Origin of the sequence: Bradyrhizobium genomosp. III (assembly GCF_000261705.1) — a bacterium.
GTDB classification, from domain to species: domain Bacteria; phylum Pseudomonadota; class Alphaproteobacteria; order Rhizobiales; family Xanthobacteraceae; genus Bradyrhizobium; species Bradyrhizobium ottawaense.
Genome location: NZ_AJQF01000405.1, coordinates 1 through 14,523 on the forward strand (window position 1 = coordinate 1; position 14,523 = coordinate 14,523).

The following is a 14,523-nucleotide window of genomic DNA, read 5'->3' on the forward strand; positions in this document are numbered from 1 at the left end:
CCAGGATCAGCACCGTCGCGCAGGAGAACACCAGCGTGAGACCAAGCGCGCCGCGGCTGCCGAATTGGGTGAGCAGGCCGACCAGAAGCGGCGGCGAGATCGCGGACGCCAGATTGAGCGGCAGCGCGATCATCGACATCGCCTTGGCGAACTCGGCCTGGTCGTAGAACACGAGCGGGATGGTCGCCCGCGCCACCGCCATGGCGCCGCTGCCGGCGCCATAGAGCAGGATGAAGACCGCCACCGCCCAGGTCGCGCCCTCGCTCAGCATCAGCAGCAGCATCGCGACGGGCAGTGCCGTGCCCGCGACGAGCCCGGTCGTGATCCCGTCCCACCGCCCGCCGCCGAGGAGATCGAGCCCGCGGGCGCTGACCTGGATCACGCCCAGCATCGAGCCGAACGCGAGGGCCTGCGCGGGCGTGAGCCCCTCCGCCCGCAACAGCTCGATCATGATGGCGCTGATGCCGAAATTGACGAAGGCGTTGAGCGTGATCGCGGCGACGACGAGGCCGAACGTGCTCCTCGGAATCGCGGGCACATCGGCAGACCTGGCCAGCGTGCCGCCATCGTCCTTCGCAAGTCTCCGGCGCGGCGCCACGAATGCATAGAGCGGAAGCGACACGAGGGTGAGCATGGCCGCGTAAACCAGGCACGTCCCCCGCCAGCCGAGGTGCCCGCTGAGGAACGAGGTCGTCGGCCAGAAGATGCTGCTGGACAGGCCCGTCACCAGCATCAAGGCCCCGATCGCGTTCTTGGCCTGCCGCCCCGCGACCTCGTTCAGCATGATATAGGCGCCGGTCGACAGCGTGGCGCTGCCGGCGATACCGAGGACGATCCAGGCGGCGAAATAGAGCATCGGCTCGCGCGCCAGCGACAGCAGCACGAAGCCCGGCGCGGTGACGACCGTGCCGACCATCATGACCGTCCGCGCGCCATGCCGCGCAAACGATCTGGCAAGCCACGGCGCACACAGCCCCATCGAGACGTAGAGAACGGATGTTCCGGCGAACACCGCCGGCAGGCTCATGCCGAGATCGGCGGCGAGATCGCGCCCGACGATGGCGGGAAGCCCGATCGTGCCCCATCCGACCAGCTGCGTGATGGCGAGCACCAGCAGGACGCCGATCAGCCTGCTGTCAGATTTCAAGAACCGCATTCCAAACGTTCGCCTGCCTGCCAGGCGCAGATCGCGCCGGCGACCAATGTCTTACCTGCAGACCGAGGCCACGGGCATGCCGGTTCCGAATGGCACCGCGGCGCCAGCCGCAGAGCGGCGCAGGACCACGCTCATTCCGGCGGATTGAACGTCCGCACGAAATACACGGGCTCGCTGCCCTTCTTCAGGCGGTAGAGTTGCGCCGGGCGGTTCGGGCCGCGCCGCATCTTCGCGACCGGCTCGATCATGTCGGCCGCCAGGATCCGGGTCCGGAACGCGCTTTTCTCGAGCGGACGGTCGAGCACGATCTCGTAGACGCGCTGCAGATCCGGCAGCGTGAATTCCGCCGGCATCAGATAGGCCGGCAGCGAGGTGTACTCCACCTTGTTGCGCAGGCGCTGGATCGCGGTTGCCAGGATGTCGCCGTGATCGAAGGCGAGCTTGTCCTTGAGCCTTCCGCCTCGAATCGGAAACCACCGCGCATCGTTCGCCAGCACGCTTGCGTCCGCCGGGATCAGCGCGAAATAGGCGTGTGTCGCCGACCAGCCGCGCGGATCGCGCGTCGCGCTTCCCCAGCTTCCGAGTTGCTCCAGATAAGGGCTGGTGACCCCGGTCTTCTCCCTCAGCTTGCGGGCGGCGCAAGCCGCGAGGTCGCGGTCCTTCGTGACGTCCACGAAGCCGCCCGGCAGCGCCAAGCTGAGCGGAAACGGCTCGCCCTCGCTGGCCGGGCGCTGCATCAGCAGCACCTGAAGGCTGTCGTCGAGGATCGTAAAGATCACGACATCGACCGTGGTCAGGGGTCGTGGGAAGTCCAATTGCCCCGATTTACCAGACCCTTCAGCCCGACCTTCGCCCGCCATCGGCAGCCTCCCCCTGTTCGGACTTGACAGTAGCATAGTTAGTTGTACAGTCCAACTTACTTAGTTGCTCAGGCACACTTATAACGACCATCGGAGACGGACATGTTCGGCGTGAGGTTCATCAAGGCCCAGCCCACCACCTATCTGATGAAGTATCGCGCCGGCGCGATCGTCGCCGAGGGTGCTGGTCTTTCCGCGCTGTATTACGCGCCGGTGACCATGCTGGTCGCGGTGCCGATCGGCAGCCGCGACGCCTCGTTCATCTTCGAGCAGACCGCGCGCGACTTTCAGACGCTGACCGTGCAGGGTCAGGTGACTTATCGCGTCAGCGACCCGAAGAAGGCGGCATCAATGCTCGACTTCACCCTGAAGGCTGACGGCAAGACCTATGCGAGCGACGATCCGGAAAAGCTGCCGGAACGCATCCTCGGCACGGTCGAGGTCCTCGCCCAGCAAGCGGTGAAGGAACTGACGCTGAGGGACGCGTTGCAGGCGTCCGACCGCATCGCCGACATCATCGCGGGCGGCTTGAGGGCGCGCGCGGACATCGCCGCTCTCGGCCTCGAAATCCTCGGCGTGTCGATCCGCGGCATCAAGCCGACGCCGGACACCGCAAAGGCGCTGGAGGCGCAAGCGCGCGAAGCGATCCTGAAGAACGCGGACGAAGCCATCTTCGCCCGGCGCAACTTCGCCGTCGAGCAGGAGCGTGCCATTCGCGAGAGCGAACTCGACACCGAGATCGCGGTCGAGCAGAAGAAGCGGTCAATTCGCGAGACCCAGATGGATGCCGAGGCGAGCGTTGCCGCAAAGCGCAATGAGCTGCGCGAGGCCGGCATGGCCGCGGACATCGTGCTGGAAGGCAAGCGCAAGGATTTCGTCGGCCTCAATGCCGACAATACCAGGACCCTGGCCGACGCCGAGGCCTACCGCGTCGGCGCGCTGATGAAGATCTTCGAGGGCGTCGACACCCGCGTGATCCAGGCGCTTGCCGCCGCCGGCATGCAGCCGGGTCAGCTGATCGCGCAAGCCTTCTCCGGCATTGCCGAGAAGGCCGAGAAGATCGGCCAGCTCAACGTCTCGCCGGACCTGCTCAGCCAGTTGATGGAGAAGCCGAAGCCGACGGAGGCCGCCAATGCCCGCCGCCAATGACCGCAAGGTGGTGCTGGTGACGCGCAAGACCAGGTTAGAGGACCTGATCGCGCGCCACCTGACGGCGGCGCAGGCCCGCTTCTACGTCGAACATCTCGGCGCCGACTTCTCCGACTATGAGCGCGAGCACGAGGTCTATCGTGCGCAGCGTCACACGACGCTGCAAGTGCTGGAGCAATGGGGGCGCTATCAGGTCATCGACCGCGGCTTCCTGCCGAACTTCCTCTTCGGGCCTGATGACATCGTGGTCGCGCTCGGCCAGGACGGCGTCGTCGCCAACACGATGAAATATCTGAACGACCATCCGCTGATCGGGCTCAATCCGGATCCCGCGCGCCACGACGGCATCCTCCTGCCCTTTGCGCCGCACGACCTCGCCAAGCTCCTGCCGGAGGTCGCCACTGAGAAGCGCAGCAGCCAGGCCGTGACGATGGCGGAAGCACGGCTCAACGACGGCCAGGTGCTCCACGCCGTCAACGACCTCTTCATCGGCGCCCGCACGCATGTCTCCGCGATCTACGAGATTGCGGCCGGCGGGGCGACGGAACGGCAATCTTCGAGCGGACTGATCGTCTCGACCGGGCTCGGATCGACCGCCTGGTTCAAGAGCATTGTGACCGGCTCGCTGGCCATTGCCGGCAGCTTTGGGCAGCCTCCGCCGCTGAGCAGTTACGACGCCCTGCCCTGGGACGCAGCCGAGCTGCGTTTTGCGGTGCGCGAGCCCTTCCCCAGCCGCCATTCGCAGACCCATCTCGTCTGCGGCCGGCTCGCGTCGGCGGACCAATTGCGCATCCGCTCGCTGATGGCGGAGAACGGCGTCATCTTCAGCGACGGCATTGAAGCCGACCGCCTCGACTTCAACGCCGGTGCCGAGGTCACGATCGGGATTGCCGCGCGGCGCGGGCGGCTGATCGTCTGATCATGTTGCGCCAAGCCGCGTCACGCCGTGTGGCCGGGATCGATATGCTTCGGCGTCTTCTTCTCGCGCTGCGGCGTCATCTTGGCCGGATCAGGCGCACCGGGCACGCCGCGGGGACCAAGCTGTTCGCGCTGGATGTCGTCCTCGGAACGGGATGGCTCGACGCCGTTCGGCTCACGCGGCTTGGTCATCGCGGCCTCCTTCTCAAATGCTGCTTCGTGGTTCGGCTCTAGACGCCGAGCGCGTTGTCTCCGGCTTCGCGGCCGGGCACGCTGACCTGGACTTCATGTCCCTCACGAAGCGCGAGGGATGCGGCGGCGACCGCCGATTCGAATGCAGCCTCCTTGGTGGCGTAGGTGTTCTTGACGTCACCGTCGTGCAACACGCCCCATTCGTTCCGCACCGGCACGATGGCATATTGAGCAAGGCCCATTGTCCAACTCCTGGCTTGAGTTTCAGAATTTGGCTTTCACCGTCTGTCCGATAACGCGCCGGCGGGACTATCGTTGCGTCAGCTGCGGATGCGCGGCGGTGACGCGCCACACCGTGTTGCCGCTGTCGTCTGCGACCAGCAACGCCCCGGTCTTGTCGATGGCGACGCCCACCGGCCGGCCGCGCGCCTGGTTGTCGCTGTTGAGGAAGCCCGTCACGACGTCCTGCGCCGGTCCGCTCGGCTTACCGTCCTTGAACGGCACGAACACGACCTTGTAGCCGTTGAGCACCTGCCTGTTCCAGCTGCCATGCTCGCCGACGAAGGCGCCACCGCGATAGGCGGCCGGCAGGCTGGAGCCGGTGTTGAAGGCGAGCCCGAGCGCGGCGACATGCGAGCTCAGGGCATAGTCCGGCACGATCGCCTTGGCGACGAGATCCGGCCGCTGCGGCTTGACGCGGGGATCGACATGCTGGCCGTAATAGCTGTACGGCCAGCCGTAGAAGCCGCCGTCCTTCACCGAGGTCATGTAGTCAGGAACGAGATCGGGACCGAGCTCGTCGCGCTCGTTCACCACCGTCCACAGCGCGCCGGTCTGCGGCTCGAAGCTGAGCCCGTTCGGATTGCGCAGGCCGCTCGCGAACACGCGCCAGCGCCCGCTGGCACGGTCGACCTCGAGGATCGCCGCGCGATTGTGCTCGGCCTCCATGCCGTTCTCGGTGATGTTGCTGTTGGAGCCGACGCCGGCATAGAGTTTCGAACCGTCGGGGCTGGCGACGAGACTCTTGGTCCAGTGATGGTTGATCGGCCCGCCCGGCAGCGGCGTCAGCACCGTGCCCGGCGCGGTGATCCTGGTGTCGCCTTCGGTGTAGGGATATCTGACGATCGCATCGGCGTTGGCGACGTAGAGATCGTTGCCCACCAGCGCGATGCCGAAGGGCGAGTTGAGATGGTCGAGGAAGACGCTTTGCGTATCCGGCACGCCGTCGCCATTGCTGTCACGCAGCAGCGTGATGCGATTACCCGGCCCGGTGTCGTTGCCGCCCGAGGTCGCCCAGGACTCGATATAGCCCATGACGATCTCCTTGGGCCGCTTGATCGCGCCCCCCTTTGGCGCCTTGGATTCCGCCACCAGCACGTCACCATTGGGCAGCACGTAGAGGAAACGCGGATGCTGCAGACCGGTCGCGAAAGCCTTGACCTGCAGGCCTTGCGCCACAGTCGGCGTCTCGTCCTTCTTCCAGCCGACGATGCGCGCGATGTGGACGGGCGGCAGCAGATATTGCTGGATGTCGGGAAGCTCAGGGTTGGCGCCGATCTGCGCCTTGGGGTCGCCGCTGCCGTCATCGCAAGCAGCCAGCAACGGCAGCGACGCGCACACCAGAGCGCGGGCGAGCTTCGATATCATCGCGCAACTCCCACGCCGTGGCGATAGACCATGGCCCAGCCGAGCCAGCCGGTGACGGGCAGGATCAGCACGGTGATCACGGACAGAACGAGCCCCGTCGGCCACACCGAGGTCCAGGCATCGCGGGTGTGGATCAGCGCGTTGACGATGGCCAGGATCAGCGCCACGGCATTGCCGATCAGATGCGGCCAGGCCGGCGTCTGCACACGCACCAGGCGGTTGCCGAGGAAATCAGTGAGGCCCGCGATCGCCGCCAGCACGCCGAAGACGACGCCAACGAGCAGAAGCCAAGCGGAAAAATTCGCCCACATGATCTCGGCGCTGGCGACATAGGCGATGTCGGTCAACAGCGCCCCGACGAAGCACGCGATCGGGATCGGCACCAGCATCGGATGAATGGGATGACCCGCGATCTGCGCGGTGGTGCGCACGCGCATGTCGTCTTGCACGGTTTGGCCTCGTGTGACTTTCCTCCAGCCCGACCGGCCAACTCGTGCGGGATGTGATGGTTCCTAGGGGATCCGCGCCGCCTCGTTACGACGCGCGCGGATGGCACTCATCGCCGTAGCGATATCAGCGATCTCACGGGCTACGATGGCCTTAGATGCGCGCCAGACCCAGCTTTTCGCGGACCTCGTCATCCTCGATCACCTGATCGAGGCGCACATTCTTGTCGGCCTCCTTGCCGGCTTCGAAATCTTCCGCGATCGTCTCGAGCGCCCGAAACGCCTCCCCGGCGCTCGGTGCCGCTTCGATGTGAGCAAGCGACTGACCGTTGACCGTGAGATCGGCCTCGCCCCAGGGCGTGGTGTCAATCTCCAGGCGGTCGCCGCCGGCATTTGCGATGAAGTGCTGGACGGTGGATTTGGAGGTCGGCAGCGTGAGATCCGGCGTCCAATCGATCGGCTTGTCGGTCATGTCATGGTTGTCCCGAAGTTGCGACCAACGAATAGACCATCCGGAGCGCGCGACATTGACCTGGATCAGGCCCGGTGCGGCCGGGCCGTCAGCGCAGGATTTATCCCACCTTCCTCTTCTGTCGCGTGGTTGCGAGCAATACCAGGAGGAACGAGGCCGCAGTCATCAGCGTCGATATCGCTCCAATCGTCGGGTCGATCTCGTCTCGAAGCGCGGTGAACATGCGCTTGGTCAGCGGCTGGTACTGGCCGCCGGAAATGAACAGCGCGACGATGGTCTCGTCCATTGCCGAGATGAAGGCAAAAATGCCGCCGGCGACCACGCTCGACTTGATCTGCGGCAGGGTCACCGCGAAGAAGCTGCGCAGCCGGTTCATGCCGAGGCTTCGCGCAACCATCTCCTGCGCCGGATCGAAGCTCTGCAGGCCCGCCAGCACCGATATGACGACATAAGGCAAGCCCAGCATGACATTGGCGAGCACGAGGCCGGGCATGGTCGCGACCAGGCCGACCTTGGCGTAGACGAAGAAGATGCCGACTGCGGTGATGATAATCGGCACCACCAGCGGCAGCAGCAGCGCCATATGAACGACGCGCATGATGCGCAGCTTGGACTGGCTGATGGCATAGGCGGCAGCCACCCCACACGGCGTTGCGATCACGACGGTGAAGAGCGCAACCGTCAGCGTCACGCGCGTTGCCTGCATCCAGGCCGGGTTTGTGAAATATTGCTGATACCAGCGCGTCGAGAACGACGGCGGCGGGAAGGTCAGGAAGCGCGCGCTGGAGAACGAGATCGGCGCGATGATGAGAACGGGCAGGATCAGATAGACCAGCACCAGCGCGCTGATCGCGTAGAGGGCAATCCGTGCGGGCGAGATGCGCATCATTTCTGCCCCAGCACGCGGTCGAGCGAGATGAAGCGGCTGACGACGAAGAAGATCGCGAGCACACTCATGAGCAGCACGACGGCGACGGCGCTGGCCGCACCGAACTGGTTGTAGAGCTCGACGTTGCGACTCACGAGCATCGATACCATCACGGTGCGGCCGCCGCCTAGCAGCTCCGGCGTGATATAGAAGCCGAGGCAGAGCACGAACACCATGGTGCAGCCGGCGAGCACGCCAGGCAGCGACAGCGGCAGGAACACGCGAAAGAATGTCAGCGACGGGCTCGCGCCGAGACTGGCGCCGGCTTGCATGAGATCGCCGGGGATCTTCTGCATCGTGGCATAGAGCGGCAGCACCATGAACGGCAGCAGGATGTGCACGGTCGCCACCACCGTACCAAAACTGTTGTGGACCAGCGCGAGTGGCTCGGAGATCACATCGAAATAGCGCAGGAATTGGTTGATCACACCGCTACGCTGGAGCAGCGCCAGCCAGGCATAGGCGCGGACCAGCACGCTGGTCCAGAACGGCAGCACGACCAGCGACAGGATCAGGATGCTCCAGGCCTTCGGCACCGAATTGGCGAGATAGGCCAAGGGATAGCCGAGCAGCAGAGCGATCAATGTGACCGCGAGGCTGATCTCGAAGGTCAGCGCGAAACTTCGCCAGTAGATGTCTTCGGTGAAGACTCGCCGGTAGTTCTCCAGCGTGAAGCCGTCATGGTAGATCGACTGCCAGGCCAGCCAGCCGACCGGCAGCACGATCAAGAGCAAAATCACGAGCAGCGCCGGCGACACCAGCGCCAGCATCAGCCCGTGCTCACGGCGCTGATGCTTTTGCGAAGGATCGGACACTGTCATCGTCAACGCTGCCTCGTCTCACTTCTGCATGAACGATGCCCAGCGCTTCTCGGCGGCTTCGCCGGCCGGCGATGACCACCAGGCGTAGGACATCAGCGCCTGCTTGGCCGCGTTCGCCGGCTCGCTCGGCAATTGCGCGGCACGTTCGGACTTGATCACGTTGGTTTCAAACGCCTTCGGATTGCCGGGGCCGTAGTCGATGTGGAGCGGCAGATTGGCCTGGTGCACGGGATCGACGGCCTCGTTGAGGAATTTCAACGCGGTGTCGAGATTCGGCGCGCCCTTGAGAATGCAGAGCGAGGTGCTCTGAAGGACGCCCTGATTGTAGGTGAAGGCAACCTTGGCGCCTTCCTTGGCGACCGCGCTGACTCGGCCGTTCCAGGCCATCTCCATGTCGACCTCGCCGTCGTTGAGCAGTTGCGCCGACTGCGCACCCGAAGTCCACCACACCGTGATGTGCGGCTTGATCTCCTCGAGCTTCTTGAAGGCGCGATCGACGTCGAGCGGATAGAGCTTGTCCGGCGCGACACCGTCAGCCATCAATGCGGCCTCAAGCGTGGCGAACGGGTGGTTGCGCAGGGCGCGGCGGCCGGGGAATTTCTTCACGTCCCAGAAATCTGCCCAGCTGTTCGGCGCGTCCTTCGGGAACGTCTTCTGGCTGTAGGACAGCACGCTGGAATAGAACTCGTAGGAGATCGAATAGGGACTGCGATAGGCTTCCGGCATCGCCGCGCCGTTGGGAATCTTCGAGAAGTCGAGCTTCTCGATCAGCCCCTGCTCGCCGCCACGCAGGCAGTTGCCGGTGGGCGTGTCGACGACATCCCAGATCGGCCTGCCGCTGCCGACCTGGGTTTTGATCGCGGGCCAGGCGTCGGGAATCGAGTCCTGGTTGATGGTGATGCCGAGCTTCTTGGCGGTGGGATCCAGGATCGCCACCGTCTGCGCCTGCTGGTAGGCGCCGCCTTGCGAGACGAAGGTGATTTGGTCGGCGGCATCGGCCGCACCGGCAAATCCGATTGCGCCGAGCAGCGCGCAGCCCAGTCCAAACTTCTGCTTCATCGTCATCCTCGCCTCCTCCAAAAGAATCTCACTGACCGATCGCATCGAGAAACTGATACCAGCCGGCGACCATGCGCACCGCGGGCTCGCGCAGCGGATAGAACGGAATGGGCCTCATGCCCCTGACATCGAGCAGCCCGACATCGGGGCTCTCGCCGCGCACGAGGGCTGCGAGATAGCGGCCCATCAGGCTCGACATCGCAACGCCCGCGCCATTGTAGCCCAGCGAGACCAGCGTGCGGTCGTCGATCCGGCCGATATGGGGCACCGAGTCCAGCGTCATCGCGACGAGGCCAGACCATTTGTATGCGAGCGGGACCTCGGCCAAATCCGGAAAGATTCCGACCATCGCCTTGCGCAGCGCGTCGAAGGCGGCTTGCGAGTCCTGCTTGCCGAAGGCGCCGCGGCCGCCGAAGATCACGCGGTTATCGACCATGCGGAACCAGCGCATCATGCGCTTGGTCTCGGTGTAGGTCCGCCCCGTCGGCATCAGCTTTCCAGCGAGATTGCGCGGCAGCTGTTCGGTCGCAACCATGGCGCTGCGGAACGGGATCAACGTGCGCTGCATATGTGCGGTGGCGCCAGTCAGATCGGAATAGCTGTTGGTGGCGATGATCGCCTGTTTGGCACGCACGGCGCCTTGCGGCGTCTCGGCGACAATACCGTTCTTCTCGCGCCGCAGCTTGACGACCGGGGATTCCTGGAAGATCGGAACACCACGGCGCGCCACGCCGTCGGCGAGGCCCCGCAGATAATTCAGCGGATGGATGCCGCCAGAGCCGGGATTGAGCACGCCGCCGACAAAGATGTCGGAGCCGGTCTCTTCGCGCACTTCGCGCTTGTTGAGGATGCGGACCTCGGCAGAACCCATCTCACGCGTCATCCAATTGGCCTCGTCGATCGCGGCCTTCAGCGTCGTCTGGTTATGCGCGGCCTTGACCTGTCCGGTGCGCGTCAGGTTCGCACTGGTGATGCCGAATTCGGACACCAGCTCCTCGACCATGTCGGTCGATTCATGCGCGATCTCGTACATGCGCTTCGCCATGGCGCGGCCATGCGCGGCATCGATCTCGCGGAACGACAGACGAAACTTTGCGGTGATCACGCCTCCGTTGCGTCCGCTGGCGCCCCAACCGGGGCGGTTGGCTTCGAGCACGATTGGCGATGCGCTGTCCTTGGCGATGTGGTGCGCGGCGGACAGGCCGGTGTAGCCCGCGCCGATGATCACCACATCCGCCTGGTGTTCGTCCGACAGCACGGGAAAGTCGCGTGCCGGCTCCGCGGTGGCTTCCCACAGCGAGTTGACCGATGGCAATGCGCTCCAGTCGCGTGTCATGCCGGCGCTCACGGATTTACGCCGCCGGCCCGATGGCGGCGTCGGCCAGTGCCTTCAAGGTCGGGAAATGGAAGTCCGGCTTGGTCAGCGTCTCCACCGCCGGCGTGCCGCCGAAACCAGCGACGCCCTGGCGGCGCTCGATCCAGCACACCTTGTAGCCGAGTTTCCGCGCGATCCCGATGTCGTGGTACTGGCTCTGGGCGACGTGCAGAATGTCGGACTGCTTGTAGCCGAACGCCGACTGACGCCCCCTGTTGTAGGCGAAGAATTCCGGATTGGGCTTTGCCACGCCGGTGTCGTCGGCACAGACGGTGTCGTCGAAGGGATCGCCGAGCGCGTGCGCGTAGGCGGACAGCGCGACACGGTCGGCATTGGTCATTGCGACCAGGCGGAATTTCGTGCGCAGGCGCTTAAGCGCCTCGGCCGAATCCGCGAACGGCCCCCAGCGTAGCACCGAGAGCTGGAAGGTGTCGCACGACGCGTCGTCGGACGGCAGTCCGACCTCCTTGGCCAGATGGCGGTAGACGTGGAACATCGCCTCGCTGGAGCGCTCGTAGTGCTTGTCGCGGCCGCGCTTGTAGGGCTCGAATATCTGCTCGTCGCTGAGCTCGGCCGGCGTCTTGCCCGAGATCTTGCGCACCGCTGCGAGCACGCCGGCCTCGAAATCGATCAAGGTGCCGACGACGTCGAAGGTGAGGACCTTGAAATTGCTGAACGCGGCTTGGGTCGACATATCGGTTTCTTCTTTCGGTTGGACAAGGCTTGAGTTCAGTCCTTCATCTTCGGCACGACGATGGTGTCCTGGGGATGAAGGGTGACGGTGAGGCTGCCGCCGAGCGGCGGGATGCGGCTGTAGGCCTGATGATAGCTCGGCTGGCGCAAGCTGAGCGCGATGCCGTCAGCGAGCGCCAGGAAGATGCGCAGGCTCTCGCCCTGATAGACGATATCGGTGACCGTGCCGGTGAGCCGGTTGCAGGCGGCATCCTGTGCGCCATCGTCGATCAGCAGCTTTTCGCTGTGCACGGCCAGCATCAGCGCATCGCCGTCGGGGATGGCGCGGGCGCTACGCAGCAGCGCGTTGCCGAGCGCGACGCTGGTGGCATCGACACGGCGCACCGACAGCATCGTGGCTTCACCGATGAAGCTCGCGACGAAGGAATCGGCGGGATGGTCGTGCAGCCGCGCGGGCTCGTCGATCTGGACCAGCCTGCCGTCCTTCATTACCGCGACACGGTCGCTCATGGTCAGCGCCTCGCGCTGGTCGTGGGTGACGTAGATGATGGTGGCGCCGATTCGCCGGTGCAGCGCGCGCAGTTCGATCTGCATGGATTCGCGCAGCTGCTTGTCGAGCGCGGAGAGCGGCTCGTCCATCAGGATCAGCCGCGGCTCGAAGATCATGGCGCGGGCGAGCGCGACGCGCTGGCGTTGGCCGCCGGAGAGCTGCGCGATGCCGCGCTCATCGTAGCCGGCGAGGCCGACCATCGCGAGCGCCGCGCGCACCTTGTCGGGCCAGCTTGCCTTCGGCAAGCGACGTGCACGCAAGGGAAAGGCGACATTCTCGCCGACGCTCATGTGCGGGAACAGCGCATAGTTCTGGAAGACGACGCCGATGTCGCGCTTGTGCGGCGGCATGTAAGTGACGTCGCGACCGCCGAACAGGATGGTGCCAGTCGTAGGCAGGATGAAGCCGCCCAAGATGCCAAGCAGCGTGGTTTTGCCGGAACCGGAGGGACCGAGAAGCGAGACGAACTCGCCGGCGCCGACATTGAGGGAGACGTCGTCGAGAGCGCGAACGGCGCCGTACGCCTTGCTCGCGGACCGGATCTCGACGCTTTCCGCTCGTCTGTCCAACGATCGCCCTCGCCTCGTTCCCTGTCATGACGTGCCTCACTGCGCGCCATAAGCCTGCTTTATAGACAGCATCCCGGAGCAATCGCGGGTACAGCGTGCGCCGCACCAAAACTGTCTCCCGAACACCCTGCCTTTAGGCTGTGATACGAATGACACCAGACTTGGCAAAACTCGGCAATTGCCAAATTCTCACTGCGCCCATAACATGACGTTATGCCCGAGCTGCGCAGGATGCTGCCCTCAAGTAACGCCCTGTTCGTCTTTGACGCAGCAGCGCGCAATGGCAGCTTCACGGCGGCTGCCGCCGAACTCAACGTCACGCAGCCGGCGGTAAGCCGGATGCTCGGACAATTCGAGGAGCATCTCGGCGTTCGCCTGTTCGACCGCAAGGCGGGCCGCGCGGTGCTCACCGAGGAAGGCGAGCAGCTCTATCGCCGCGTGCTCGAAGGCTTTCGCAGCATCGAGAGCGGCCTCGTCGAGATCGAGCGGCGCCGCAAGGGCACCGAGACCGTGACGCTGTCGGTCTCCTCTGCCTTTACCACGCACTGGCTGATGCCGCGCATCGACAAACTCCAGAAGCAGTTTCCCCAGGTCGATCTGCGCTTCCAGCTGATCTCCGGCGCATTACGCGGGCCGGTGGAGAACGTCGATCTCGGCATGCGCTTCCGCGATCGCGACGAGCCGTCGTCCGGCGGCACGCTGGTGATGAAGGAAGCGATGCTGCCGATGTGCAGCCCGACCTATCTCGGCGCGACCGATCCCACCGAGGGCAACACCATCATCCGCCTCGCCGAGACGCCGGGCGACTGGGCCGCGGATTACGCATCACTGCTCACCGGTCGTCGCGGTGCGGCCAAGGGGCTCAGCTTCACCGATTATGCCGTCGTGATGCAGGCCGCCCTGCTCGGCCAAGGCATCGCGCTCGGCTGGCTGACGGTCGCCTCGCATTGGCTCCTGACAGGCGCGCTGGTGCCGGCCTCCGATACACTCACCACCACGCGCCGTCTCTGCGAGTTCCTGCCGCCACGCAACCGGCCCATGCGGCCCATTGCCGCCGAGATCCGGGATTGGATCATCGCGCAAATGCGGATCGAGCTGGCTGCAATCGATCGGCAATATCCACGACTTGGCTTGATGCCTGCGTGCTACTGAGCTTTCAGGTGGATTTGCCTTCCTGACCGTCGGCTCGCCCGAGCGAATGAGCCGGCTGGCTCAGGTCGCTGTCCAAAGGTACGAACAAGCAGGCAACCGTCAGCTCCTATCGCAAAGCTCCGGCCATCTGGCGATCGACGTCAGCAAGCAGGCTTCAACTTTTCTGCGATCCACAATGAGCCCTCATTTCAAGCGGAGGGCTTGGGCGTTGGAGCGGGTGAAGGGAATCGAACCCTCGTATTCAGCTTGGAAGGCTGCTGCTCTACCATTGAGCTACACCCGCGTTACGGGCTCCCTAACACGGCCGGGCGGCGGTCTCAACTGTTCAGGAGGTCGCTTTCCGGCCGTCCTGAGCCTTGCGAATCGCGCCCGGTTCCTTCCGACCCGCCGCCTCTTAACAGCGGCGGCAATGCCGCCTATATTGAAATCTTCCGAAACCAACGAAAGGAGGTGATCCAGTGTCTCTTACCAAGCGCTGTCACCTCGCTGGGATCGCCCGCTAAGCTTTGAACAAGGCTTGGCATCGGGGCGCTCTC

Annotated in this window: 16 protein-coding genes and 1 tRNA gene; 3 read left to right on the plus strand and 14 right to left on the minus strand. The window is 64.8% G+C overall.

Annotated elements, in window-relative coordinates; all coding sequences use genetic code 11:
• A partial coding sequence (locus IC66_RS0132840; protein WP_038950483.1) for an MFS transporter occupies positions 1–1,156 on the minus strand: 1,156 nt, incomplete at its 3' end.
• 131 nt (positions 1,157–1,287) lie between these two features.
• A complete protein-coding gene (locus IC66_RS0132845) occupies positions 1,288–2,016 on the minus strand; it encodes an NUDIX hydrolase (RefSeq protein ID WP_038950485.1) in 729 nt (242 codons plus the stop codon).
• A 102-nt stretch (positions 2,017–2,118) separates the two neighbouring features.
• Between IC66_RS0132845 and IC66_RS0132850 the strand changes: the two genes are divergently transcribed.
• Entirely contained in the window at positions 2,119–3,165 is a 1,047-nt protein-coding gene (locus IC66_RS0132850; RefSeq protein ID WP_038950486.1) for an SPFH domain-containing protein, read from the plus strand.
• Positions 3,149–4,084 (plus strand): sugar kinase, encoded by a 936-nt coding sequence (locus tag IC66_RS0132855; RefSeq protein ID WP_028141057.1) that lies wholly within the window; start codon positions 3,149–3,151, stop codon positions 4,082–4,084. Before IC66_RS0132850 ends, IC66_RS0132855 begins: the two co-directional genes overlap by 17 nt.
• A 20-nt stretch (positions 4,085–4,104) precedes the next feature.
• Here IC66_RS0132855 and IC66_RS47870 read toward each other — a convergent pair whose 3' ends face one another.
• The 11 genes from IC66_RS47870 to IC66_RS0132910 form a co-directional block, all read right to left on the minus strand.
• Positions 4,105–4,275: a hypothetical protein gene (locus tag IC66_RS47870; protein ID WP_162832278.1), complete on the minus strand. Its 171-nt coding sequence runs from the start codon at positions 4,273–4,275 to the stop codon at positions 4,105–4,107.
• Between the two features lie 38 nt (positions 4,276–4,313).
• The gene (locus IC66_RS0132865) at positions 4,314–4,517 is read right to left on the minus strand and encodes a hypothetical protein (protein ID WP_028141058.1); all 204 of its coding nucleotides are present in this window, start codon (positions 4,515–4,517) and stop codon (positions 4,314–4,316) included.
• A 67-nt stretch (positions 4,518–4,584) separates the two neighbouring features.
• Positions 4,585–5,922 carry a PQQ-dependent sugar dehydrogenase gene (locus tag IC66_RS0132870; protein ID WP_038950488.1) on the minus strand — a complete coding sequence of 446 codons (1,338 nt, stop codon included), beginning with the start codon at positions 5,920–5,922 and terminating at the stop codon, positions 4,585–4,587.
• Positions 5,919–6,359, minus strand: coding sequence for a DUF2231 domain-containing protein (locus IC66_RS0132875; protein ID WP_038950489.1), 441 nt, complete (start codon positions 6,357–6,359; stop codon positions 5,919–5,921). Before IC66_RS0132875 ends, IC66_RS0132870 begins: the two co-directional genes overlap by 4 nt.
• Before the next feature lie 163 nt (positions 6,360–6,522).
• Complete coding sequence (locus IC66_RS0132880; RefSeq protein ID WP_038950490.1) at positions 6,523–6,840, minus strand: hypothetical protein; 318 nt, start codon at positions 6,838–6,840, stop codon at positions 6,523–6,525.
• A gap of 100 nt (positions 6,841–6,940) precedes the next feature.
• Complete coding sequence (locus IC66_RS0132885) at positions 6,941–7,729, minus strand: ABC transporter permease (RefSeq protein ID WP_028141062.1); 789 nt, start codon at positions 7,727–7,729, stop codon at positions 6,941–6,943.
• Positions 7,726–8,589 (minus strand): ABC transporter permease, encoded by an 864-nt coding sequence (locus tag IC66_RS0132890; protein ID WP_038950492.1) that lies wholly within the window; start codon positions 8,587–8,589, stop codon positions 7,726–7,728. Before IC66_RS0132890 ends, IC66_RS0132885 begins: the two co-directional genes overlap by 4 nt.
• 18 nt (positions 8,590–8,607) lie before the next feature.
• Positions 8,608–9,654 (minus strand): ABC transporter substrate-binding protein, encoded by a 1,047-nt coding sequence (locus IC66_RS0132895; RefSeq protein ID WP_028141064.1) that lies wholly within the window; start codon positions 9,652–9,654, stop codon positions 8,608–8,610.
• Positions 9,655–9,676: 22 nt separating this feature from the next.
• Positions 9,677–10,984 carry an NAD(P)/FAD-dependent oxidoreductase gene (locus tag IC66_RS0132900; protein WP_038950494.1) on the minus strand — a complete coding sequence of 436 codons (1,308 nt, stop codon included), beginning with the start codon at positions 10,982–10,984 and terminating at the stop codon, positions 9,677–9,679.
• A 16-nt stretch (positions 10,985–11,000) separates the two neighbouring features.
• The gene (locus IC66_RS0132905; protein ID WP_028141066.1) at positions 11,001–11,717 is read right to left on the minus strand and encodes an HAD family hydrolase; all 717 of its coding nucleotides are present in this window, start codon (positions 11,715–11,717) and stop codon (positions 11,001–11,003) included.
• A gap of 35 nt (positions 11,718–11,752) precedes the next feature.
• A complete protein-coding gene (locus IC66_RS0132910) occupies positions 11,753–12,835 on the minus strand; it encodes an ABC transporter ATP-binding protein (protein WP_038950495.1) in 1,083 nt (360 codons plus the stop codon).
• Between the two features lie 213 nt (positions 12,836–13,048).
• Between IC66_RS0132910 and IC66_RS0132915 the strand changes: the two genes are divergently transcribed.
• Complete coding sequence (locus tag IC66_RS0132915) at positions 13,049–13,987, plus strand: LysR family transcriptional regulator (RefSeq protein ID WP_038950496.1); 939 nt, start codon at positions 13,049–13,051, stop codon at positions 13,985–13,987.
• Positions 13,988–14,196: 209 nt separating this feature from the next.
• On the opposite strand, the gene IC66_RS0132920 is transcribed toward IC66_RS0132915, so the two are convergent.
• A tRNA-Gly gene (locus IC66_RS0132920) sits at positions 14,197–14,270 on the minus strand.
• Positions 14,271–14,523 lie beyond the last annotated feature (253 nt).